The following is a 19,746-nucleotide window of genomic DNA, read 5'->3' as shown; positions in this document are numbered from 1 at the left end:
GCCAGCAAACGGGGAGCAATAGGGCGCATCGGTAATATGGGGTAACAAATGGTAGCAGGCTAAGCATCAAGATGAACCGATTCAGCTAAAAAACCTCGGTTTTGCGACGAAAGCAATCGGCTGATTCACGATTCTTTGACAGAGGGGTCACAGGCCTTTGACCCCTCGGGGTCGAAGCTCGGCGTCATCTTCCCGACTCTTCCTGAACGGTCACCCCGAGCATGTCTCTACTGCGTTGTTTCCCAGCGATTTGCCTGTCCCTGGCCGCACTTTTAAACCTGCCGCTGGCCCTTGCCGACGACAGTGCATTGCCCCGACCTGCGGAGTGGGCTCAATCGGTCGAGGTGCAGTACAACCTCTTCAAAATGTCCCCGACGCTTTATCGCAGTGCATTGCCCGACAGCGGTGCGGTGCCGTTACTGGAGAAGCTCAAGGTCGGGACGGTTATTACGTTCCTGCCCGAGTCGGATTCAAGCTGGTTGTCGACGCCAGGTATCGCACAAGTACAGTTGCCCTATCGCACCAACCGTGTGGATGACGCGGATGTACTCAAAGCCCTTAGAACGATCCAGACCGCCGAAACCAAGGGGCCGGTGCTGATGCACTGCAAACATGGTTCGGACCGCACTGGCCTGATGGCGGCCATGTACCGGGTCGTGGTGCAGGGCTGGAGCAAGGAAGACGCCCTGAACGAAATGACCCAGGGCGGCTTTGGTGACAGCACTCATTTCAAGGACGGCATCCGTTACATGATGCAGGTCGATGTCGACAAGCTCCGCACCGCGTTGGCCAACGGCGATTGCAGCACGAGTCCGTTCGCCAGTTGTTCGATGAAGAGCTGGTTCAAATCGGCCCACGTCGAATAAACCGTTACGTCAGCCGGCAACGGCCTCTGACGAAAGCGCGAACAGATCTTCGGCGATCGGCCGTTCAAGAAACGCTTCCAGGGCGCTCAGCAACGAGCGCGAATCGCCCGGAGAAAAAAACGCCTCGCGGAAGGCTCGCCCTGTTCGCACATTGAAGACCCAATCCTGACGGAATCGCTTGAAGGCTTCGATGGCCAGTACGCCTGACCACGTGTAGGCGTAAACGGAGGCTGCGTAACCGGTCACCATGTAGTCAAAGCTGTTTGCGAACCGACAATAAGATGGCAGTTTCACGTGGGGAACCTCCCGCTGAACGTCTTCGAATACTTGCTGGGTGCTACGACCATCGCCTTGGCTGTGGTGCACTTCGAAATCGAACATTGCACCCATCAGCAAGAGTGCAGCTTGTCGACTGGTCTGGGTTTCGAGGGCTGCCAGTGCCGCGTCTACCCGCGCCTCGGTCAAGCGTTCACCGCTTTGGTGGTGGGCACCCAGCCATAATAGAAACTCCCGTGACAGGCACCACTGCTCGAATACTTGCCCTGCGAACTCCGCCGTATCGCGCCCCAGTTGGGAAATGCCGGAAAGGTTGTGATGCGGCGAACTCGTCAGCACGTGTTGCAGGCAATGACCGAATTCATGAAAAAGCACTCGAAGATCCTCGTGCTCAAGCAAGCACGGATGGTCGTCGACCCCAGGCGTGAAGTTACAGTGAAGATCAGCAATCGGTAGCACTACCCGGCCCTCTGCGTTTCTTCGCCGGTTTCGCAGCGTGCCGGTCCAGGCGTAATCCGGAGCTTCTTTGCGGTGGAACGGGTCAAGATAAATATGCCCGATGGTCTGACCATGCTCGCTGACCTCAAACAGGCGCACGTCGTTATGCCAGCGACTGAATTCAGCCTGCTCGAGGATCCGGATCCCGAACAGGCGTTCGCAGAACAGGCAGAGTCGTCGCAAGGTGCCGTCCAGGGGAAAATAGTCGCGCAGATTCTCCAGGGCTTCAGGGAAACGATGGTGGCGCAGTTGTTCAGCGAGAAATTCGTGATCCCAGGCGTGTACTTCCGGGATGCCCCGTTCGAGCGCAAACGCTTGTAGCTCCTTTGAATCCCGTGCAAGGGGCGGTGTGTTCACTGTCACTTGCCGACGCAGGAAACGACGAACTTGATCGGTGGACTCGGCCGCTGCGGTGGCCAGACGCAGTTGCGCGAAATTATCGAAACCTAGCAGTTCGGCTTTCTGGTGGCGCAGCGAAAGCAGCAACGTCAGTACAGGATCATTATCGAACTCGTCGGCATGCGGGCCTTGATCGGACGCGCGCGTGGAGTACGCCACGAAATATTCTTCTCGCAATGCCCGATTTTCGGCGTACCTCATGATTTGCTGGTAGGTGTTTTCATCCAGGGGAATCAGCCAGCCCTCATGTCCTGCTTCTGTGGCCAGGTGCCTCAGACGATTTTTTACGGTGGGGTATAAACCTTCCAGTACCGCAACGTCATCGACGTGCTTGGTCCATGCAGCATTGGCGCTTTTCAGATGGATGAGAAACAGCTCTTCGAGCCGATCGATGTCGAGGTTCAATCGGGCCAGCGTTTCCCGTTGCGTCAGGGACAAGTCGATTCCCGACAATTGAAACTTGCGCAGAATCTTGGCCAGCGCTGCCTTGCGCGGTTCATCGAAGTTGAGGGCGATCGAACTGTTCGCCAATCGCTGGTATGCATCAAACAACGGACGATTGCTCATTCTTTCGGATCGGTATTGCGCCCCGGCGTCGCTGCATACAGCCGCTGCCGTGTTCCAGGCGGTGTCGTTGTGTTTCGCCATCGACAGGATCTGGATGATGCCCAAAGCCTCGCTCAGGCGCGCATCGATTTCATCGATGGCCAGAACCAGGTCATCCCAATTGGGGAATACGGATTGGCTGGTGATGGTTTCGGCAATGACCTGCCGGTTGTCGGTAATGATGGCTGTGATTGCCGGCACGAGGTGTTCGGTGCGGACCTCCGACCAGGGCGGCAGGTCCCATGCCTGCAAAAGCGGGTTGGTGTCGGGCATGGCGTCTTCCTTGAGCAGAGGCTGAATGTGGTCAGCCTATAAAGGAAGCGCAGGGGAAAGGTGGTAGATAGTTACCACCTCCGCACCGCAAGGTGTGGAGGTGGCGGTGACTCAGTGTTGCTCGTCAGGCTTTTTCTTCAGCTTCGGGTTCGGGAAAAACTGCACAGCCTGAACCTTGGCGTCCGGCACTTTCAGCGCCGAGGTGTTGACCCGCGTGCCCAATTCCTTGGGTACGGACAGGCCTTGTTCATTCAGCGTGTCCGAATAACCGCAGGCCACGCACTCACGATGCGGGACCTCGTCTTCGTTCCACATCATCAATTTGTCCGGCTCGCTGCAGGCCGGGCAGACTGCCCCGGCGATAAAGCGCTTTTTCGTGATCACAGGGCCCTCGCTCATGCTGCCGCGACCTCACTCAGGCCGCTGTGGCGCAAGAGTGCGTCAATCGACGGCGGGCGTCCGCGGAAGTCGACGAACAGCACCATCGGTTCCTGGGAGCCACCGCGCGCCAGGATGGCTTCGCGGAACGCACGACCGGTCTCGGCGTTGAGCACGCCGTCTTCTTCGAACTTCGAGAAGGCATCGGCCGACAGCACTTCAGCCCATTTGTAGCTGTAGTAACCCGCCGCGTAACCGCCGGCGAAGATGTGGGCGAAGCTGTTAGGGAAGCGGTTGTAGGCCGGTGGACGCATCACCGAGACCTCGTCGCGCACACCTTCAAGTACCTGCGCCACGCTACGGCCGTCACCGTGGGTGGCGTGCAGGTCGAAGTCGAACAGCGAGAACTCCAACTGACGGACCATCATCAGACCGGACTGGAAGTTCTTCGCCGCGAGCATTTTCTCCAGCAGGTCCTGAGGCAGCGGTTCGCCGGTTTCGTAGTGACCGGAAATCAGCGCCAGACCTTCCGGCTCCCAGCACCAGTTCTCCATGAACTGGCTTGGCAGCTCGACCGCATCCCAGGCCACGCCGTTGATGCCGGATACGCCGGCGTGTTCAACGCGGGTCAACAGGTGATGTAGGCCGTGACCGAATTCGTGGAACAGGGTGGTCACTTCATCGTGGGTCAGCAGGGCCGGTTTGCCGCTGTCGGCCGGGGTGAAGTTGCATACCAGGTTCGCCACCGGACTTTGCAATACGCCGCTGATCGTGCGGCGACGGTCACGGGCGCCATCCATCCAGGCACCGCCACGCTTGTTGGCGCGGGCGTAGAGGTCGAAGAAGAAGCGGCCGACGTGCTGGCCGTTTTCCTTGATTTCGAACAGGCGAACATCCGGGTGCCAGGTGTCGAAGCCTTTCAGTTCGGCGATTTCGATACCGTACAGGCGCTGAACGATAGCGAACAGACCGCCCAGCACTTTATCGATCGGGAAGTAAGCACGAAGGGCTTCCTGGGCCACGCTGTAGCGCTGCTCGCGAAGCTTTTCACCGTAGAAACCGCTGTCCCAGCTTTGCAGGTCCGGGCAGCCTTGTTCGGCGGCGTAAGCCTTGAGCTGTTCCAGATCCCGGACGGCGAACGGCTTGCTGCGTTTGGCCAGATCGCGCAGGAAACTCAGCACCTGATCGCTGGATTCGGCCATTTTGGTGGCCAGGCTCAGCTCCGAGAAGCTGGCGAAACCGAGCAGCTTGGCCAGTTCCTGACGCAGGTCGAGGATTTCTTCCATCACCGGGCCGTTATCGTTCTGACCGGCATTCGGGCCTTGGTCCGACGCACGGGTGCAGTAGGCGGCGTAGACTTCTTCGCGCAGAGTGCGGTTCTGGGCGTAGGTCATCACCGCGTAGTAGCTCGGGAATTCCAGGGTGATCAGGAAGCCTTCAAGGCCTTTGGCCTGCGCAGCTGCGGCCATTTGCGCCTTGGCCGAATCGGTCAGACCGGCGAGGGCGGCTTCATCCGTCACGTGCTTGGTCCAGGCTTGAGTCGCGTCAAGCAGCTGGTTGGAGAAGCGACTGCCCAGCTCCGACAACTTGCTTTGCACTTCGGCGTAGCGCTTCTGTTCGGCGTCCGGCAGGTCGATACCCGACAGACGGAAGTCTCGCAGGGAGTGTTCCAGGATAGTTTTCTGCGCCACGTCGAAACCGGCCGCTTCGGGGCTGTTAGCCAGCGCTTCGAATGCTTCGAACAACTCGCGGTTCTGCCCCAGTTCGGTGGAATAGGCGCTCAAGGCCGGCAGGCAGGATTCGTAGGCTTCGCGCAGTTCGGCGCTGTTGCACACGGCATTCAGGTGGCTGACCGGGCTCCAGGCGGCGCCCAGTCGATCATTCAGTTCGTCCATCGCCAGCACCAGGCCGGCCCAGGTCGGTTGTTTGCCCTGGGTTTTGAGGATCTCGATAATGGCGGTACGGTTGTCAGCCAGGATCTGGTCAATGGCCGGTTGCACGTGTTCGGCACGGATCGCCGAGAACGGCGGCAGGTCGTAGGACTGCAAAAGAGGGTTGTTCACGCTCACGGTTGGCACCTTGGCTGGAAGAAACATTGCGCCATCTTAATTACAATCGACGCTCACCGCAGCTATCAGCAAAAGAGAGAGAGCCTATCGTGACCCTTCGCAAGTATCAGAACCACACGCCGCTACTGGGCAAAGGCGCCTTTGTCGACGGTTCGGCGGTGGTGATCGGCGACGTTGAAATCGGCGAAGACAGCTCGGTCTGGCCGCTGACGGTGATTCGTGGCGATATGCACCGTATCCGTATCGGTGCGCGGACCAGCGTGCAGGACGGCTGTGTGCTGCACATCACCCACGCCGGGCCGTTCAATCCCGATGGCTTTCCGTTGCTGATTGGCGATGATGTGACCATCGCGCATAAAGTCATGCTCCACGGCTGCACCGTGGGCAGTCGGATTCTGATCGGCATGGGCAGCATCGTCATGGACGGTGCGGTGGTCGAGGACGACGTGATTATCGGTGCTGGCAGCCTGGTACCCCCGGGCAAACGCCTGGAAAGAGGCTTTCTTTATGTGGGCAGCCCGGTGAAACAGGTCCGGCCGCTGACTGACAAAGAAAGAGCCTTTTTCACCTACAGCGCGGCGAACTACGTGAAGCTCAAGAATTTGCACTTGGCCGAAGGCTACGACCAGCTCTGACCCTGCGCCCTTATTCAGGATTCAACATGCATTACCAAACTGTTTTGTTCGACCTCGATGGCACCTTGACCGATCCACGCGAGGGCATCACCCGTTCGATCCAGTTCGCCTTGAGCAAACTGGGCATCGATGAGCCCGATCTGACCAAGCTTGAACACTTCATTGGCCCGCCGTTGTTGCAGGCGTTCATGCAGTTCTACGATTTCGACGAGCCCAAAGCCTGGGACGCGGTCAACTTCTATCGCGAACGCTTCAAGGTCACCGGCCTGTACGAGAATCGCGTGTTCGACGGCGTCACACCATTGCTGGAAACCCTCGGCGGGCAAGGGCGACAGCTGTACATCGCAACGTCCAAACCGTGGATTTTTGCCCGGGAAATTGCCCGGCACTTCGATTTCGCCAAACACTTTAAAGTGATCTATGGCAGCGAACTGGATGGAACCCGGACCAACAAAGTCGAGCTGATCGCCCACTTGATGGCCGAAGAAGGCCTGGACCCGGCCAGCACCCTGATGATCGGCGACCGTAAACACGATTTGATCGGTGCTCGCAGTAACGGGCTGGATGCAGCGGCGGTGGGTTACGGGTTTGGCAGTCGGGAAGAGTTGAGCGCTGAAGCGCCGGATTATCACTTTGAAACGCTGGATGAAATGCATCAGGCGTTTTTGCAGCGATAGTTCAATCGCCTTCGCGAGCAGGCTCGCTCCCACATTAGATCTGCGAATACAAGTCCATTGTGGGAGCGAGCCTGCTCGCGAAGAGGCCCGCTCCGCCACTGAAGTTTTATGCTCCAGCCAATGTCTTCAAAGCCGCCTTACGTTCTGCAACCGGCAACGCGCCGAGCTTCTCGACTGCCGCATAAAACTTCATCCAATCCCCACCCACCTGTCTGAACAACGCCGCAAACGCCGGCACCCATTGGTCGTACAGCCCAAATGGCAACAGCCGGGCATTGTTCATCGGCGCATTGATCCACGCGTCATAGCGTTTGTCCCCAGCCCATTGGCTGTCGCGCAGTTGCCGGTATTCACGCCGCAATCGTTCGAACTCGTCGGCTTTGCGCTGGCGCATCTGGTCGGCGGGCAGGGGCAGGGTGTACAGCCGTTCGAGTCGCGTGCGGGTGTCCAGAACCAATTGAATGAACTGGTCCCTTTGTTGCACCTGCGCGCCGCTGTCCGGCGCCAGACCGTGGAATGCACGCCATTGGCGGGTGCCTTCCTGTTCGACGAAGGTGGCGAAAGACTCATTGAACTCGGTGTCGTCCTTCACATAAAAACGTTGATGCGCCAGTTCATGGAATATCAGCGTGGCCAATCGTTCGTCACCCCAGGCCATCATCGAACTGATAATCGGATCGTTGAACCAGCCGAGCGTCGAATAAGCCTCGACGCCACCGATCGACACGTCCATACCTTGCAATCGTTGCAACGCAGCTTCACCGCGGGCGGCGCTCTGACTGTAATAACCGCGATACGCGACGCAACCGGCGATTGGAAAGCAATGGTTCTGTGGTGTCAGGGAGAATTCCGGCGTGGCAAACACGTTCCAGACTACGAACGGCCGGCCAATGTCGGCGTACAAACGGTAACTCTGGTTATCCGGCAGCTGCAGCTGTTGGCTGGCGAACGTGCGGGCCTTTTGCGATTGAGTCAGATGCGCACGCAATAATTGATCGCGACCGGGATCGGCAATCACTCTGGAAACCGGCTCGCGTGCCCGCAGCAATTGCAGCTGACCACTGGCCAATTGGCCGTAATAGCTGACGCCGGCGCAACCATTGAGAAACAAAAACAACACACCCGGAAACAAAATGCGTAAAACGCGATCAAGTAACCCAAGGCTTGGAAGCGGCCTGATCAAAATGAATCATCCCTGGAGAGTCTGCCCGCAAGACTATCCCGCCTGACTGGAGCTCCGCTATGCGCACGTTGATGCTGACAGGAGGCCTGCTGATGCTGGCAGGTTGTGCTGGATTCGGATTACCCCCCCATGATCCGGCTCAAGCGTGGATCGACCTGGATTCGAAGCAGGAAGACACCGCGCTGCAAGCGCTGGAAGTCGATGACAAGGCCGCCACCGACAAGCGCTATTTCCAGGTTCAGCCTGGTAGTCATGAGCTCACCGTTCGTTACCAATTCCCGGTCGCGCCAACCAACATCGGACCCGATGCCGAGCCACTATGGCGTGACTGCCACCTAAACGTGAAATTCAACGACTTCAACGCTGGCGAGCGGTATCAGTTGAAAGCAGGAAATATCGGCTTTCGGCCGTGGGCAAAACTCTACGATCAGCAGCGTAAAGTCATTGGCCAGGGCACACCTGCAGGCTGCCAACGCACCTGATCGGCGTTATGCTGAATGACCAATCCTCGGGACATTCATCATGCGCAGGTTGATGTTGTTGCTGGCTGCAAGCGTTGTTGCTGGCTGCCAGAGCCCGTTGCCGGCGGTTAATCCGCAGATGGCCTGGGTCGAATTTTCTACGCCATTCCCCAATGACAAATTGTTGATGGCTGAACGACTGGACAAGCAGCGATTGCGCGACGGGCGTTTTTTCCAGGTCACTCCCGGTAGCCATGAGCTGATCGTTCGATTCGACTTCGAAGTGCCCGGTGGTGGTGGCTTAGGTGTGATGGACGGTCCCTCGGAACGGCTGTGCTACCTGACCATCAACTATGATCATTTCGAAGCCGGCCAACGTTATGTGCTGGTAGGCCAGTCGATAGCGTTTACTCCCGGCGCCCGGCTGTACAACGCCAAGCGTGAAATCGTCGCGGAAGATCGAGAGTCCTATTGCCTCATGTGAGGTGAATCAGCGGTCGTTCTTCTGGTAGATGATTTTCTTCGTGCCGCCTTCGCACGAGCCAACGACCATATTCTGATCGTGTACTTCGTCGTTGGTGACGATTTCCAGCGTGTAGGACGAGACGTTATTGGCCTGGATCTTGGCTTCAATCTCGGCCTTGAGTTCTTCACAGGATTTCGTTGCCGCCAGGGCCGATGTGGCCAGCGCGCAACAGATAACCGCCAAGGCAAAACGTTTCATGGTTGAAGCTCCTTTGAGGCAGCGCGCAGGGTAATGCGCTTTAGCTGCTGTCATTTATTCGACCACAATCTCGCCAGCCAGGTTTTGTTTCAGCGCAAAAAAGATCGCAGCCGGCCGAGGCTGCGACCTTTAATAGGGAAGCGCGACAACCCCCCTTTCAGCTGACCAATGTTGCATCCAGACTGATTTTCGCATTCAGCACTTTGGAAACCGGGCAGCCCTCTTTGGCTTTATTGCTCAGTTCCTCAAATTGAGCCTGAGTCGCCCCAGGGATCTTCGCTTTGAGGATCAATTTCACTGCCGTGATCGCGAATCCACCGTCCACCTGGTCCAGGGTGACTTCGGCATTGGTATCAATGCTGTCAGCCTTGAGACCGGCATCGCCGAGAATCATCGAAAACGCCATGGAGAAGCAGCCCGCATGCGCTGCGCCGATCAGCTCTTCCGGATTGGTGCCTTTGCCGCCTTCGAAACGTGCCTTGAAGCCATAGGGCGCTTCTCTGAGGACACCGGTTTCCGTAGAAATCGAGCCGATGCCGGTTTTCAGATCACCTTCCCAATGAGCTGATGCTTTCTTTGTGATAGCCATGAATGCCTCCTCAAGATCCGGCGCGAAGGGTCGCGCCTTCGTGGTTTTCGGTTGCTAGGGTTCTGAGGATAGACCGTGGTGCAAAGTTCACCTCATCTGATCTTTCTTCAAATTCGGTAGGAATTTTGCCTCTGCTATTGAAACTCGGGTATATGCCCTCATTGCATGAAACACGCTTATAGATTCGGCAGGTTTTCGTTTGCGAGAAAAAACCTGCGTACCCAATTGGAGAAGCAGGTTTATGAAACGACTGTCCGATATCAAGTTCTCGACCCTCGATCTGGTGCCCGTGAGGGAGAACGGCAGCGCGGCCCAGTCGCTGCGCAATTCCCTGGACCTGGCTCAACACGTTGAAAAATTTGGCTACAACCGTTTCTGGGTTGCCGAACACCACAACATGGACGGCATTGCCAGTTCCGCGACTTCGGTACTGCTTGGCTACCTGGCTGGCGGCACCTCGACCATTCGTGTTGGCTCGGGCGGTGTGATGCTGCCAAACCACGCGCCGCTGGTGATCGCCGAGCAGTTCGGCACGCTCGAAAGTCTGTACCCGGGCCGGATCGACCTGGGCCTGGGCCGTGCACCAGGTTCCGACCAGATGACCGCCCGCGCCTTGCGTCGTGAACGCTCCGGCAGCGCCGACGATTTCCCGGAAGACGTGGCAGAGCTGATGCGCTACCTCGGCCCGCGCACCCCGGACCAACGGATCATCGCAATGCCAGGCACGGGCACTAATGTCCCGGTCTGGCTGCTGGGCTCCAGCCTGTTCAGCGCACAACTGGCCGGTGAACGCGGTTTGCCCTACGCCTTCGCTTCACATTTCGCACCGCGCTTCATGCATGAGGCCATTCGCGTCTACCGCAATCACTTCAAGCCTTCAGCAGTATTGGATAAGCCCTACGTCATGCTCGGCGTGCCGTTGGTGGCCGCCGACACCGACGAGCAGGCCGAGTACCTGGCAACTTCCGTCTACCAACGGATTCTTGCCCTGATGCGTGGCCAGAGCCTGGTGCAACGTCCGCCGGTAAAAACCATGGACGGCCTGTGGCTGCCTCATGAAAAAGAGGCTGTCGGCGATTTCCTTGGTCTGGCGATGGTTGGCAGTCCGCAGAAAATCCGCGCCAAACTGGAAGTGCTGATCGAGCAGACCCAGGCGGACGAGCTGATTTTTACCTGCGACCTGTACGAACATGCCGATCGCGTGCACTCCTACGAGCTGCTGGCCCAAGTCATGAAGGGTTGACGCTCAAATAGCGAGCCCAAAAAAGCCGACGTCATTGCGTCGGCTTTTTCAATTTCGAGGGAGTTCAGCCCTGCTTGTAGACGATTTGCTTGGAACCTTTTTCACAGGTGCCGACGACTTTCCCGCCGGCAGCAGTGCCTTTATCGATGATTTCCAGTGAATAATTAGAAATGCCCTTGCCATCAAGTTTCGCTGCGATTTCGGCTTTCAGCTCTTCGCACGACTTGCCCTGAGCCAGGGCTGTTCCCGCAAAAATCAACAAACCTACCGCTAAAATAAAATTCTTCATCGGTCGCATTCCCTGGTCGGATCAATAGGGGCACCCAGCAATCAGCCGGATGTAAATATGTAGCGCTTTGCCATTCCCTATGGCGCTCGGCCAGCGCGCAGGCTCAGAAGACTAGCTCAAACTCAGCTACTGGCAATCCGGAACCCGACTTTGAGCGTCACCTGAAAGTGCGCTGCCTTACCGTCCTTGATGTGCCCGCGGGTTTCGGTCACTTCAAACCATTCCATATATTTGATGCTTTTGCTGGCCTCGGCCAGTGCGTTGTTGATGGCGTCTTCAATGCTGCTGGTGGACGAACCGACGAGTTCGACTTTCTTGTAAGTGTGATGGTCAGTCATGGCGTTCTCCTCAGGGTGTGAAATACAGCCTAGCAGTGATTTTTCGTATTACTTCTGTCGGCCAATCCGAAGTGGAAGTTCAGATTTACTGCACTTTCTCGAACCCCTGAAGTCCCAACCAACACACGCAACTCAATCAATGCAGGAGAGCCACCATGGCCAACACCTCTTTACGTAAAGCCTCATTGCAAAGCATGGAAGCCGAGATCGAGAGTCTGCTGAAGTCTTTGGAAAACCTGAAGGACGACGCCTCGGACGAGTCGCGTAAAACCCTTAAAGCCTTGAAAAGCAACGCCGAGAACGCGCTGAAGCATTCGCGTCATCTGCTCAGCGATGCGTACGAAGAAGTCAAAGTCAAAACCCGTGAAACCGGGATTGCCACGCGGGACTACGCCCAGGAACACCCTTGGACGACAGCGGGTGTGGCTGTCGGTGCATTGGGGCTGCTCGCGGCTTATCTGTTGTTCAAACGCGGTGACTAATCCGTCTGGTGCAGCTCGTTTTTGAGCCACTGCGCCAGTTGCCGAGCGCGCCCGTCCGCGGCGCGCTTGGGTAGCCACAACGCCAGTTGCGCCGGGGTTTCACTGAAGCCCCATGGCGCAACCAGGCGCCCGGCCTTCAAGTCCTCGGCCACCAGCGGCTCGGGCGCAATCGCCACCCCCAGGCCGGCCACTGCGGCCTCCAGCAGATAATACAAATGCTCGAAACCCTGACCGTACTTCAACGCCTTGGCCTCGAGGCCACGTTGCTGTGCCCAGCTTGGCCATGCCTGCGGGCGTGAGGTGGTGTGCAGCAATGGCTCGCTCAGCAGCGCAGCGGGCGGTGCGTTTTGCAGTCGTTCGTAGCCCGCGAATCGCGGGCTCATGACCGGGCCGATGCGTTCGCTTGCCAACTCATAGACTTGCATGTCCGCTGGCCACGGTGGCTCGGCAAACACCAGCAAGGCATCCAGCCCTGGACGACGTGGATCGAGATCACCCTCGCCAGCCGACAGGTGCAGGCGCAGGTCCGGCAGGTCGATATTCAATCGTCCCAACCTGGGAATAAACCAACGTGCCAACAAGCTGCCGGAGCAACCCAGTACGAACGGCGCATCGGCGGTGTTTTGAGTGAGCTCTGCACAAACAGTCCGTAAACGCTCGAACGCCTCGCCGCTGGCATCGCGTAAACGAATGCCGGCATCTGTGAGTTTCAGGCCGCGACCATCCTTGATAAACAGGCTTACGCCCAAGTGTTCTTCAAGCACCTTGAGTTGCCGGCTGACCGCACCATGGGTGACGTGCAGTTGTTCGGCGGCCTTGCTGACGCTGTTCAGGCGGGCAGTCGCTTCGAAGGCCCGAAGGGCGTTCAGCGGGGGAAGGTCATGGCTCATGAGATCTGTGAGTTTTCCTGACGTGTTGCAGCGATCTTATCGGTTTTCAGCTCAAGGCGTCAGGGGTAGAGTTAACCCCATTGTCTTCCCACGCATTCAACTGGAGCGACCCATGACCCAGACTAATCTGCGCAACGGCCCCGACGCCAACGGCCTGTTTGGCGCGTTCGGCGGCCGTTACGTCGCCGAAACACTGATGCCGTTGATCCTCGATCTGGCCCGTGAATACGAATTGGCCAAGGATGATCCTGCATTCAAAGAAGAATTGGCCTACTTCCAGCGCGACTACGTGGGTCGTCCAAGCCCGCTGTACTTTGCCGAACGTCTGACAGAGTTCTGCGGCGGCGCGAAGATTTACCTCAAGCGCGAAGAGCTGAACCATACCGGCGCGCACAAGATCAACAACTGCATCGGCCAGATTCTGCTGGCGCGGCGCATGGGCAAGAAACGCATCATCGCCGAGACCGGTGCTGGCATGCACGGCGTGGCGACCGCCACCGTGGCTGCACGTTTTGGCCTCGATTGCGTGATCTACATGGGCACCACTGACATCGAACGCCAGCAGGCCAACGTATTTCGCATGAAGCTGCTGGGCGCCGAAGTGATCCCGGTCGTGGCCGGTACCGGCACTCTGAAAGACGCGATGAACGAAGCCCTGCGTGACTGGGTCACCAACGTCGACAGCACCTTCTACCTGATCGGCACCGTGGCCGGCCCACACCCTTATCCAGCCATGGTTCGCGACTTCCAGTCCGTTATCGGCAAAGAAACCCGTACTCAACTGCAAGCCCAGGAAGGTCGTCTGCCGGACAGCCTGGTGGCGTGCATTGGCGGCGGTTCCAACGCCATGGGCCTGTTCCACCCATTCCTCGATGACAAAAGCGTCGAGATCATTGGTGTTGAAGCGGCCGGCTACGGTATTGAAACCGGCAAGCACGCAGCCAGCCTGAACGGCGGCGTACCGGGCGTACTGCACGGCAACCGTACCTTCCTGCTGCAGGACGACGACGGCCAGATCATCGACGCTCACTCGATCTCTGCCGGCCTCGACTATCCAGGCATTGGCCCGGAACACGCCTGGTTGCATGACATCGGCCGCGTCCAGTACACCTCGGTAACCGACGACGAAGCCCTCGACGCGTTCCACAAATGCTGTCGCCTGGAAGGGATTATTCCTGCACTGGAAAGCGCCCATGCCCTGGCCGAAGTGTTCAAACGCGCACCGACGCTGCCGAAAGATCACTTGATGGTGGTCAACCTGTCCGGTCGTGGCGACAAAGACATGCAAACCGTGATGCACCACATGGAACACTCTCAACAAGAGCAATCCAAGCAGGAGAAACACTGATGAGCCGCCTGCAAACGCGTTTTGCCGAACTCAAGGAACAGAATCGTGCCGCCCTGGTGACCTTCGTGACCGCTGGCGATCCGAGCTATGACACTTCCCTGGCGATCCTCAAAGGCTTGCCCGGCGCGGGTGCCGACGTGATCGAGTTGGGCATGCCCTTCACCGATCCAATGGCCGATGGTCCGGCAATCCAGTTGGCTAACATCCGCGCCCTTGGCGCCAAGCAGAACCTGGCGAAAACCCTGCAAATGGTTCGCGAGTTCCGTGAAGGCAATACCGAGACGCCGCTGGTGCTGATGGGTTACTTCAACCCGATCCACATGTATGGCGTACCGCGCTTCATCGCCGACGCCAAAGAGGCCGGTGTTGACGGCCTGATCGTGGTCGACTTGCCGCCCGAGCATAATGGCGAACTGTGCGACCCGGCCCAGGCAGCAGGTTTGGATTTCATCCGTCTGACCACCCCGACGACCGATGATGTACGCCTGCCAACCGTTTTGAACGGCAGCTCAGGCTTCGTCTACTACGTGTCTGTTGCCGGTGTGACCGGTGCGGGTGCGGCGACGCTGGAGCATGTTGAAGAAGCCGTTGCGCGTCTGCGTCGCCATACTGATTTGCCGATCAGCATCGGTTTCGGCATTCGTACACCGGAGCAAGCGGCGTCCATCGCGCGTCTGGCTGATGGCGTGGTGGTGGGTTCCGCGTTGATCGATCACATCGCCAATGCCTCGACGCCGGATCAGGCAGTTGATGGCGTGTTGAGCCTTTGCTCGGCTCTGGCAGACGGCGTGCGTAAAGCCCGCGTCAGCTGAAGGTAAAGTTCCTGATACAGAGGAATTAGAGCCTCGCGGTACAGACTAAACAGCAAGACCGAGGGCTTCAGGACTACGTTCTGAAGCCCTTTTTGCTGTATGTGCAGTGAGGAAAGCCCCGATGAAAATGCCGAAACGTCTGATTGCCAGCCTGGGTGTGCTGATGCTCAGTGTCACCCCGTTGCTGAATGCGAGTGCTGATCAGCGCGACGATCACGACCGCGGCGGCCAGCAGCAAGGCCATTACGATAACCGCGGTGACAATCATGGCGACGATCACCGTGGCCCGCAGGACAATCATCGCGGCGGCCCTCCGCCACGGGACTTCGGCCCGGTGCGCCAGACGATCCACGATAACCATGGCTATTTCGTACGCGGTGCTCCGCCTCCTCCGGGTATTCATTTGGTGCGTGGCCGACCACTGCCTCGCGGCTATTACGGCGAACGCCTGGATAACCGGGCGTTGGGCCGACTGCCGTATTACCCCGGTTACGAATGGCGTCGTGCGGGTGGCGACATTGTGCTGATCGCCGTAGGAACCGGGATCGTTTATGAAATTCTCGAAGGGGTGCTTTGAATAGCAAGTAAGTGTTGAAGGCTTCGCGGATTAGCCGCGAAGCCTGTTGTTTACGGCAACTCCAACCCGCCCGCAGCTTTGTGCAACTTCCTCAGATGCTCGCCAACCTGCTTCAGGTTGGCTTCATTGGCGGCCATCTCGGCTGCACGGCTCGGTTCGAGCAGCGCTCTCACTTCTTTGTCCAGATCGCCTGTCAGCGCCTGAAGCTGCTTCTGCCGCAGACTGCTTTCCGATTCCAGACGCTGCCACTCACTCGGCTGCGGCAATCCATAGCCACCGGTGCCGAGCAGCTCCGCCGGACGGCTGAGGAAGCCGCTGTTGGCAAGAATTTGCTGCAAGGTTGCGTTGGCCTTGTCCATGCCGCCGTTCTTCAATTCCCGAGCGCCCAGATAGCGCTGCTTTACTTCGTCCTGGGCCAGCACCAATTGTTGGCGGAAGGCTGCCTGCTCCAGTAACAGTAATGCTGCGCTGGTGCGCAAATCGGCTTGGTCGATCCATTGCCGGCGCTCTTCAGCTTTCAGGGCGAGCCAGTCTTCGACCTTTTCCTGCTTGATCGGCAAGTGCTTCTTCAGCACTTCGAACATCGCTTGATAACGATCGCGGAAGGAGTCGAATCGATAGCCCAGGCGCAGCGCTTCGCGGGGATCATCCAGCACGCTGGTGTCCGCCAGTCCGCGGCCCTTGAGCACTTCCAGCAAACCGTTGGGCATGATGCTGTCCAGCCCGACCAGTTTTGTATTGTTGGTGCTGCTACGCAGTAACTTCAGGCCCTCTACAGCGCAGTTATTGGACAGGAAGAAGTAGTTGCCGTCGTAACTCCAGTGCATTTCGGCGGCGTGTTCCACCACGTCTTCGATCTCGCTGCGCGACAGGTTCAGCGGCACCGAGGCCAGGCTGCGCAGTTCGGTCTTGGTGTATTCATCGATCACCTGGGCCAGCGGCAGGACAAACAGGCGTGACGGATATTTGCCCACCAATCCATCCCAGCTCGACAGCTGCACGTCACCGACGAAGGCGCGGTAGGACAACACCAGATGCTGATCCAGATCCAGTCGACAATCTGGCCCACGTGGCCGGCCGGGTGCACAGATCACCAACCGCAACATGCTGTGACCCCAGCGGCTGACCCAGTTCTGGTTGGCTTCAGCCAGCAGATAGTCGACGGCGTAGACCCGTTCCGGATCTACCTGGCCCAGTGGCGTTTTGGCGAAATCGTTGCCGGCATTGAGGAAGGAGAAGGTTTTGCCACATGCGTCTTTAGCGGTGGGCGCCCAGCCGAAATGGTCTTTGTAGTAGCGGTACAGTGCAGGACGGCGACAGGCGTAGGCGGGGTCGAGAAGGAAATATTCCATGTTGACCGCGACGAACTCCTTGGGGCTGCTCGTCTCGTAAATGTCCGGGCTGCGAGCGATTTGTCGGTTTTGCTGTTCGCGCTCGCCACGGCGGCCAACGTACTGCGGCCAGCCGGCTAGGTCGAGCAGGCGCGGGTCATCACTGAGGGTAAAGCGCCGGGCTGATTGCCCGCGGCATTGATCCGGGATACCCACCAGTCCCGAGCTGCTGCTGCGCCGAGTGCAGCGCTGAATCAGCGTGCGCTCCGCTTCTGGCCACAGGCGCGAGCGGTCATAGATGTGGGTGAGTTCGTGCAACACCGTGGCAAGCATTTCGCGGCGCACGGTGCCGTGCGGGCGATAAGTCTTCTTGGTCGCGGCGCTGCCGTCAGTGAGGCTGGCAAGCAGGTTGCGGTTCAGGTCGAGCTCGGACACCAGCGACGCCTGGCCGTAAGCGTTGCTCGGCATGTCATCGGTCCAGCCGACGTCGATACGTCGGTCGAGTTGCTCGATGAACCGCGGCGGAAGCGCCTGCATGGCTTCATCGAGCAACGCCTGACTGGCCTGTTGTTGAGCGGGGCTGAGGCCTTCGGTTTTAAGCCTTAATTGCAAGTCAGCCTGGGCCGTGTTGCCGAGCAGCAACATGACCCCGGCCAACAGCCAGGCGCCTGGCGACCTCACAGTGCGAGGATGGCTTCGGCGAGAACCTGATCACTGGCGTCGCGGGCTTCCGGCACGCGGGTGCGCAACGTGTTGAAGGCCGCTTCGAGGTGCGCGCCACGAATCTCGCCATCGCTGGCGACGAAGCTGGCCGCATCGTCGTGGGCTTCACGAACGATCTTCGAGTCACGGATGGACGTCGTGGTATCGGAAGTGAAATCAAGGGTACGCCGAGTGGCGTTGATGAGGATGTTACTGGTGGCTACCAGGGTTTGCGCCTGGGCCACATCGGCCAGCAACAATAGGCCTAGGGCGGCAGCAATCAGGGGGCTACGCATGGAACGACTCCGCAAGAACAAGGATAACTATTGGACGAGAATTGCCTGCGCCAGTTCAAGGTCGCTTGCATGAAGTTTTGGCTGGGTGCGGCGCAGATAATTCAGGGCGGACTCCAATTGTGCTCCTCGCAGTTGGCCGTCACTGGCGATGAACGCCGCAGCGTCATCGTGGGCCGCGATTAGCAGCTTACGGTCGAAGGGAGCGGAGGTCACCATGCTTGAGGCGTAGCCGGTAGCTACGATGCCTTGTGTAGACAGGTTGAAAGCGTCAAAGGCATGGGCCGAGCCCGCCCAGCAGGCTGCCACGAAAAGCAGAGAGATCGACAGATTTGAAAGAAAACGCATGAGACTCGAAAGCTGAAGGCAAGTCCCAAGGCTAGCGCAACGCCCGGTCTAGAGCCAGCGCTGAAACATTGGGACACGGCGGGCGTGTCCCCACGTCAGTGATGCCGCTTAGATAGCCAGTATGGCTTGCGCCAACTGTGCGTCAGTCGCGTTCAGCTGAGGTGCCTGGTGGCGAATATGGTCGAGTGCGCTTTCCAGTTTCACGCCACGAATGGCGCCTTCGCTGGCCACGAAGCTGGCGGCGTCGTCACGGGCGGCGCGCACGATTTTGTTATCGCGAAAGGAAGAAGTGACATCGGAGGTCGCATCGGACGTGGCCTTGAGCGCGTCGACGACGGTATCGGTGGTCACGATAAAGCTGGAGGCGTGGGAATTGGCAGCCACGGCAAGCAGGGCTGCAGCGCTGAGCAGACGAAGACGGGACATGGTGAAACTCCTTTGGGAAAACTGATTGAGAGGTGGCGCAGTGTCTGTTGAGTCAGACGCTAATCATGCAGCGTTCGCCACGTTTCATCTGGATATTAGGCCTATGAGAGTCCGTTCGAACAGCCCCGTCTGTTCAAGCAGGAAGCTAACGCCAGAACGGTTTATCCAGCTCGTTGAGACGATCCGCGTGGCTGATGTTCAGGTCTGAGAGCTGCCGGTCATCAAGTTGACCCAGTAAACGCCGGGTTCGGGCTCTTTCCAGGTTGTTGGCAACCCCTCTCAGCAATCTACGGAACCAAAGGAAGCGAGGCGTTGATTGAGACGTGGAAACGGAAATGTCCAGTAAGTGATTCATGGCGCGGTCCTTTTGCTGGCAGTTCGGGATTTCATGGTGATCCCGTCCTCTCTTGCGCAACAGACACACTGCACTGAAATTGTACTGGTTCAGTTGTTTAAATATGAAAACTGTACCTGTTAAGCGGAATCTCTACTGTATGACCCGTGTTGAAGGTCCAAAACGACAAAGCCCGTCGTGGTTTCCCACGACGGGCTTTGTTTTTTCAATTTGGAGTGCTGGCGGTGGACCCGGTGGGTCAGAGCCAGCGACGCTAAATTAGCGCCAGAACGGCTTGCTCAGCTCTTCGTAGCGTTGTGCTTCGCTAATCCCTGCGTCAGCCAGCAGACGCGAATCCAGACGAGCCAGTTGATGGCGGCTGGAGATGCGGCGCTGCCACAGCATCAGGTTGGCGAGAACGCGCAGAGGCGTGGAAGCCTGGGTTTTTACAGCGTTGTCTTCGAAAAACAGCTCGGAACTGAGTGTACGTTCCATGGTTGACATCCTTCCGCTTATGGCGGGATTAGGTAGTGGTTTAACTGATGCCAATGATCCTCTCGTTTGGCCAGTCTCTCTAGATACAGTTCACCTGTATTGTGAGGGACCAGTTAACTGTTAAAGGGTGGTGTACTGGTCGAAATTGAGGCAACTGTACCTATCTGCACTGACATGGTGCATTTTTGATTGATTGACTCGGAA

General features: G+C 58.1%; 25 protein-coding genes. 10 read left to right on the top strand and 15 right to left on the bottom strand.

Annotation, left to right across the window (positions count from 1 at the left end):
* Nucleotides 1-221 precede the first annotated feature (221 nt).
* Nucleotides 222-866 carry a phosphatase domain-containing protein gene (locus JFU47_RS16775; RefSeq protein ID WP_201184441.1) on the top strand — a complete coding sequence of 215 codons (645 nt, stop codon included), beginning with the start codon at nucleotides 222-224 and terminating at the stop codon, nucleotides 864-866.
* A 9-nt stretch (nucleotides 867-875) separates the two neighbouring features.
* On the opposite strand, the gene JFU47_RS16770 is transcribed toward JFU47_RS16775, so the two are convergent.
* The 3 genes from JFU47_RS16770 to prlC form a co-directional block, all read right to left on the bottom strand.
* Nucleotides 876-2,918 (bottom strand): M3 family metallopeptidase, encoded by a 2,043-nt coding sequence (locus JFU47_RS16770; protein WP_201184438.1) that lies wholly within the window; start codon nucleotides 2,916-2,918, stop codon nucleotides 876-878.
* A 111-nt stretch (nucleotides 2,919-3,029) separates the two neighbouring features.
* Nucleotides 3,030-3,317, bottom strand: a complete 288-nt coding sequence (locus JFU47_RS16765; protein ID WP_008152496.1) for a YheV family putative zinc ribbon protein — start codon at nucleotides 3,315-3,317, stop codon at nucleotides 3,030-3,032.
* The gene (gene prlC, locus JFU47_RS16760; RefSeq protein WP_170206607.1) at nucleotides 3,314-5,392 is read right to left on the bottom strand and encodes an oligopeptidase A; all 2,079 of its coding nucleotides are present in this window, start codon (nucleotides 5,390-5,392) and stop codon (nucleotides 3,314-3,316) included. The genes JFU47_RS16765 and prlC overlap by 4 nt, the downstream gene beginning before the upstream one ends.
* Nucleotides 5,393-5,454: 62 nt before the next feature.
* Between prlC and JFU47_RS16755 the strand changes: the two genes are divergently transcribed.
* Nucleotides 5,455-6,000, top strand: coding sequence for a gamma carbonic anhydrase family protein (locus tag JFU47_RS16755; protein ID WP_201184436.1), 546 nt, complete (start codon nucleotides 5,455-5,457; stop codon nucleotides 5,998-6,000).
* A 26-nt stretch (nucleotides 6,001-6,026) separates the two neighbouring features.
* Nucleotides 6,027-6,677 carry an HAD family hydrolase gene (locus tag JFU47_RS16750; RefSeq protein ID WP_201184434.1) on the top strand — a complete coding sequence of 217 codons (651 nt, stop codon included), beginning with the start codon at nucleotides 6,027-6,029 and terminating at the stop codon, nucleotides 6,675-6,677.
* A gap of 106 nt (nucleotides 6,678-6,783) precedes the next feature.
* Here JFU47_RS16750 and JFU47_RS16745 read toward each other — a convergent pair whose 3' ends face one another.
* Nucleotides 6,784-7,860, bottom strand: a complete 1,077-nt coding sequence (locus JFU47_RS16745) for an aminopeptidase (RefSeq protein ID WP_201184432.1) — start codon at nucleotides 7,858-7,860, stop codon at nucleotides 6,784-6,786.
* Between the two features lie 59 nt (nucleotides 7,861-7,919).
* Here JFU47_RS16745 and JFU47_RS16740 point away from each other — a divergent pair, with 59 nt between their 5' ends.
* On the top strand, nucleotides 7,920-8,342 hold the full coding sequence (locus JFU47_RS16740) for a PA0061/PA0062 family lipoprotein (RefSeq protein ID WP_201184430.1): 423 nt from the start codon (nucleotides 7,920-7,922) through the stop codon (nucleotides 8,340-8,342).
* Nucleotides 8,343-8,382: 40 nt separating this feature from the next.
* The gene (locus JFU47_RS16735; protein ID WP_123367388.1) at nucleotides 8,383-8,805 is read left to right on the top strand and encodes a PA0061/PA0062 family lipoprotein; all 423 of its coding nucleotides are present in this window, start codon (nucleotides 8,383-8,385) and stop codon (nucleotides 8,803-8,805) included.
* 6 nt (nucleotides 8,806-8,811) lie between these two features.
* On the opposite strand, the gene JFU47_RS16730 is transcribed toward JFU47_RS16735, so the two are convergent.
* The gene (locus JFU47_RS16730; RefSeq protein WP_111448103.1) at nucleotides 8,812-9,045 is read right to left on the bottom strand and encodes a DUF1161 domain-containing protein; all 234 of its coding nucleotides are present in this window, start codon (nucleotides 9,043-9,045) and stop codon (nucleotides 8,812-8,814) included.
* Nucleotides 9,046-9,202: 157 nt separating this feature from the next.
* A complete protein-coding gene (locus tag JFU47_RS16725) occupies nucleotides 9,203-9,634 on the bottom strand; it encodes an OsmC family protein (protein ID WP_008152515.1) in 432 nt (143 codons plus the stop codon).
* 241 nt (nucleotides 9,635-9,875) lie between these two features.
* Here JFU47_RS16725 and JFU47_RS16720 point away from each other — a divergent pair, with 241 nt between their 5' ends.
* Nucleotides 9,876-10,877 carry an LLM class flavin-dependent oxidoreductase gene (locus JFU47_RS16720; RefSeq protein WP_140893182.1) on the top strand — a complete coding sequence of 334 codons (1,002 nt, stop codon included), beginning with the start codon at nucleotides 9,876-9,878 and terminating at the stop codon, nucleotides 10,875-10,877.
* Between the two features lie 64 nt (nucleotides 10,878-10,941).
* Here JFU47_RS16720 and JFU47_RS16715 read toward each other — a convergent pair whose 3' ends face one another.
* Nucleotides 10,942-11,166, bottom strand: coding sequence for a DUF1161 domain-containing protein (locus JFU47_RS16715; protein WP_201184428.1), 225 nt, complete (start codon nucleotides 11,164-11,166; stop codon nucleotides 10,942-10,944).
* Between the two features lie 122 nt (nucleotides 11,167-11,288).
* Nucleotides 11,289-11,504, bottom strand: a complete 216-nt coding sequence (locus JFU47_RS16710) for a dodecin (protein WP_123367386.1) — start codon at nucleotides 11,502-11,504, stop codon at nucleotides 11,289-11,291.
* 155 nt (nucleotides 11,505-11,659) lie between these two features.
* Here JFU47_RS16710 and JFU47_RS16705 point away from each other — a divergent pair, with 155 nt between their 5' ends.
* The gene (locus tag JFU47_RS16705; protein ID WP_008152522.1) at nucleotides 11,660-11,986 is read left to right on the top strand and encodes a DUF883 family protein; all 327 of its coding nucleotides are present in this window, start codon (nucleotides 11,660-11,662) and stop codon (nucleotides 11,984-11,986) included.
* Here the strand turns inward: JFU47_RS16705 and JFU47_RS16700 are convergent.
* Complete coding sequence (locus JFU47_RS16700) at nucleotides 11,983-12,876, bottom strand: LysR family transcriptional regulator (protein ID WP_201184426.1); 894 nt, start codon at nucleotides 12,874-12,876, stop codon at nucleotides 11,983-11,985. The two genes, JFU47_RS16705 and JFU47_RS16700, sit on opposite strands and share 4 nt — an antisense overlap.
* Nucleotides 12,877-12,988: 112 nt before the next feature.
* Here JFU47_RS16700 and trpB point away from each other — a divergent pair, with 112 nt between their 5' ends.
* From trpB to JFU47_RS16685, 3 genes are all read left to right on the top strand, one after another.
* Nucleotides 12,989-14,224 carry a tryptophan synthase subunit beta gene (gene trpB, locus JFU47_RS16695; protein ID WP_140676086.1) on the top strand — a complete coding sequence of 412 codons (1,236 nt, stop codon included), beginning with the start codon at nucleotides 12,989-12,991 and terminating at the stop codon, nucleotides 14,222-14,224.
* Nucleotides 14,224-15,036: a tryptophan synthase subunit alpha gene (gene trpA / locus JFU47_RS16690; RefSeq protein ID WP_008152530.1), complete on the top strand. Its 813-nt coding sequence runs from the start codon at nucleotides 14,224-14,226 to the stop codon at nucleotides 15,034-15,036. The genes trpB and trpA overlap by 1 nt, the downstream gene beginning before the upstream one ends.
* A 121-nt stretch (nucleotides 15,037-15,157) precedes the next feature.
* Nucleotides 15,158-15,613, top strand: a complete 456-nt coding sequence (locus JFU47_RS16685) for an anti-virulence regulator CigR family protein (protein ID WP_201184423.1) — start codon at nucleotides 15,158-15,160, stop codon at nucleotides 15,611-15,613.
* A gap of 50 nt (nucleotides 15,614-15,663) precedes the next feature.
* Here the strand turns inward: JFU47_RS16685 and JFU47_RS16680 are convergent, their stop codons facing one another.
* The 6 genes from JFU47_RS16680 to JFU47_RS16655 all read right to left on the bottom strand — a co-directional run bounded on the left by JFU47_RS16680 (nucleotide 15,664) and on the right by JFU47_RS16655 (nucleotide 19,542).
* On the bottom strand, nucleotides 15,664-17,625 hold the full coding sequence (locus JFU47_RS16680) for a DUF7844 domain-containing protein (protein WP_201184420.1): 1,962 nt from the start codon (nucleotides 17,623-17,625) through the stop codon (nucleotides 15,664-15,666).
* Nucleotides 17,622-17,942, bottom strand: coding sequence for a DUF2388 domain-containing protein (locus tag JFU47_RS16675; protein WP_123367380.1), 321 nt, complete (start codon nucleotides 17,940-17,942; stop codon nucleotides 17,622-17,624). The genes JFU47_RS16680 and JFU47_RS16675 overlap by 4 nt, the downstream gene beginning before the upstream one ends.
* A gap of 27 nt (nucleotides 17,943-17,969) precedes the next feature.
* Nucleotides 17,970-18,287, bottom strand: a complete 318-nt coding sequence (locus tag JFU47_RS16670) for a DUF2388 domain-containing protein (RefSeq protein WP_123367379.1) — start codon at nucleotides 18,285-18,287, stop codon at nucleotides 17,970-17,972.
* Between the two features lie 108 nt (nucleotides 18,288-18,395).
* Complete coding sequence (locus JFU47_RS16665; protein ID WP_123367378.1) at nucleotides 18,396-18,713, bottom strand: DUF2388 domain-containing protein; 318 nt, start codon at nucleotides 18,711-18,713, stop codon at nucleotides 18,396-18,398.
* Nucleotides 18,714-18,858: 145 nt separating this feature from the next.
* A complete protein-coding gene (locus tag JFU47_RS16660; protein ID WP_201184418.1) occupies nucleotides 18,859-19,068 on the bottom strand; it encodes a DUF1127 domain-containing protein in 210 nt (69 codons plus the stop codon).
* Nucleotides 19,069-19,326: 258 nt separating this feature from the next.
* A complete protein-coding gene (locus JFU47_RS16655) occupies nucleotides 19,327-19,542 on the bottom strand; it encodes a DUF1127 domain-containing protein (protein ID WP_008154465.1) in 216 nt (71 codons plus the stop codon).
* Between the last annotated feature and the right edge of the window lie 204 nt (nucleotides 19,543-19,746).

The organism is Pseudomonas sp. TH39(2020) (assembly GCF_016650715.1).
GTDB lineage: Bacteria > Pseudomonadota > Gammaproteobacteria > Pseudomonadales > Pseudomonadaceae > Aquipseudomonas > Aquipseudomonas mandelii_C.
This window is presented reverse-complemented; position numbering and strand designations above follow the sequence as displayed.

Coding starts and splice junctions, on each gene's coding strand:
- JFU47_RS16775 (WP_201184441.1), top strand. CDS start 222: ATGTCTCTACTGCGTTGTTTCCCAGCGATTTGCCTGTCCCTGGCCGCA.
- JFU47_RS16770 (WP_201184438.1), bottom strand. CDS start 2,918: ATGCCCGACACCAACCCGCTTTTGCAGGCATGGGACCTGCCGCCCTGG.
- JFU47_RS16765 (WP_008152496.1), bottom strand. CDS start 3,317: ATGAGCGAGGGCCCTGTGATCACGAAAAAGCGCTTTATCGCCGGGGCA.
- prlC (WP_170206607.1), bottom strand. CDS start 5,392: ATGTTTCTTCCAGCCAAGGTGCCAACCGTGAGCGTGAACAACCCTCTT.
- JFU47_RS16750 (WP_201184434.1), top strand. CDS start 6,027: ATGCATTACCAAACTGTTTTGTTCGACCTCGATGGCACCTTGACCGAT.
- JFU47_RS16740 (WP_201184430.1), top strand. CDS start 7,920: ATGCGCACGTTGATGCTGACAGGAGGCCTGCTGATGCTGGCAGGTTGT.
- JFU47_RS16735 (WP_123367388.1), top strand. CDS start 8,383: ATGCGCAGGTTGATGTTGTTGCTGGCTGCAAGCGTTGTTGCTGGCTGC.
- JFU47_RS16730 (WP_111448103.1), bottom strand. CDS start 9,045: ATGAAACGTTTTGCCTTGGCGGTTATCTGTTGCGCGCTGGCCACATCG.
- JFU47_RS16725 (WP_008152515.1), bottom strand. CDS start 9,634: ATGGCTATCACAAAGAAAGCATCAGCTCATTGGGAAGGTGATCTGAAA.
- JFU47_RS16720 (WP_140893182.1), top strand. CDS start 9,876: ATGAAACGACTGTCCGATATCAAGTTCTCGACCCTCGATCTGGTGCCC.
- JFU47_RS16715 (WP_201184428.1), bottom strand. CDS start 11,166: ATGAAGAATTTTATTTTAGCGGTAGGTTTGTTGATTTTTGCGGGAACA.
- JFU47_RS16710 (WP_123367386.1), bottom strand. CDS start 11,504: ATGACTGACCATCACACTTACAAGAAAGTCGAACTCGTCGGTTCGTCC.
- JFU47_RS16705 (WP_008152522.1), top strand. CDS start 11,660: ATGGCCAACACCTCTTTACGTAAAGCCTCATTGCAAAGCATGGAAGCC.
- JFU47_RS16700 (WP_201184426.1), bottom strand. CDS start 12,876: ATGAGCCATGACCTTCCCCCGCTGAACGCCCTTCGGGCCTTCGAAGCG.
- trpB (WP_140676086.1), top strand. CDS start 12,989: ATGACCCAGACTAATCTGCGCAACGGCCCCGACGCCAACGGCCTGTTT.
- trpA (WP_008152530.1), top strand. CDS start 14,224: ATGAGCCGCCTGCAAACGCGTTTTGCCGAACTCAAGGAACAGAATCGT.
- JFU47_RS16685 (WP_201184423.1), top strand. CDS start 15,158: ATGAAAATGCCGAAACGTCTGATTGCCAGCCTGGGTGTGCTGATGCTC.
- JFU47_RS16675 (WP_123367380.1), bottom strand. CDS start 17,942: ATGCGTAGCCCCCTGATTGCTGCCGCCCTAGGCCTATTGTTGCTGGCC.
- JFU47_RS16670 (WP_123367379.1), bottom strand. CDS start 18,287: ATGCGTTTTCTTTCAAATCTGTCGATCTCTCTGCTTTTCGTGGCAGCC.
- JFU47_RS16665 (WP_123367378.1), bottom strand. CDS start 18,713: ATGTCCCGTCTTCGTCTGCTCAGCGCTGCAGCCCTGCTTGCCGTGGCT.
- JFU47_RS16660 (WP_201184418.1), bottom strand. CDS start 19,068: ATGAATCACTTACTGGACATTTCCGTTTCCACGTCTCAATCAACGCCT.
- JFU47_RS16655 (WP_008154465.1), bottom strand. CDS start 19,542: ATGGAACGTACACTCAGTTCCGAGCTGTTTTTCGAAGACAACGCTGTA.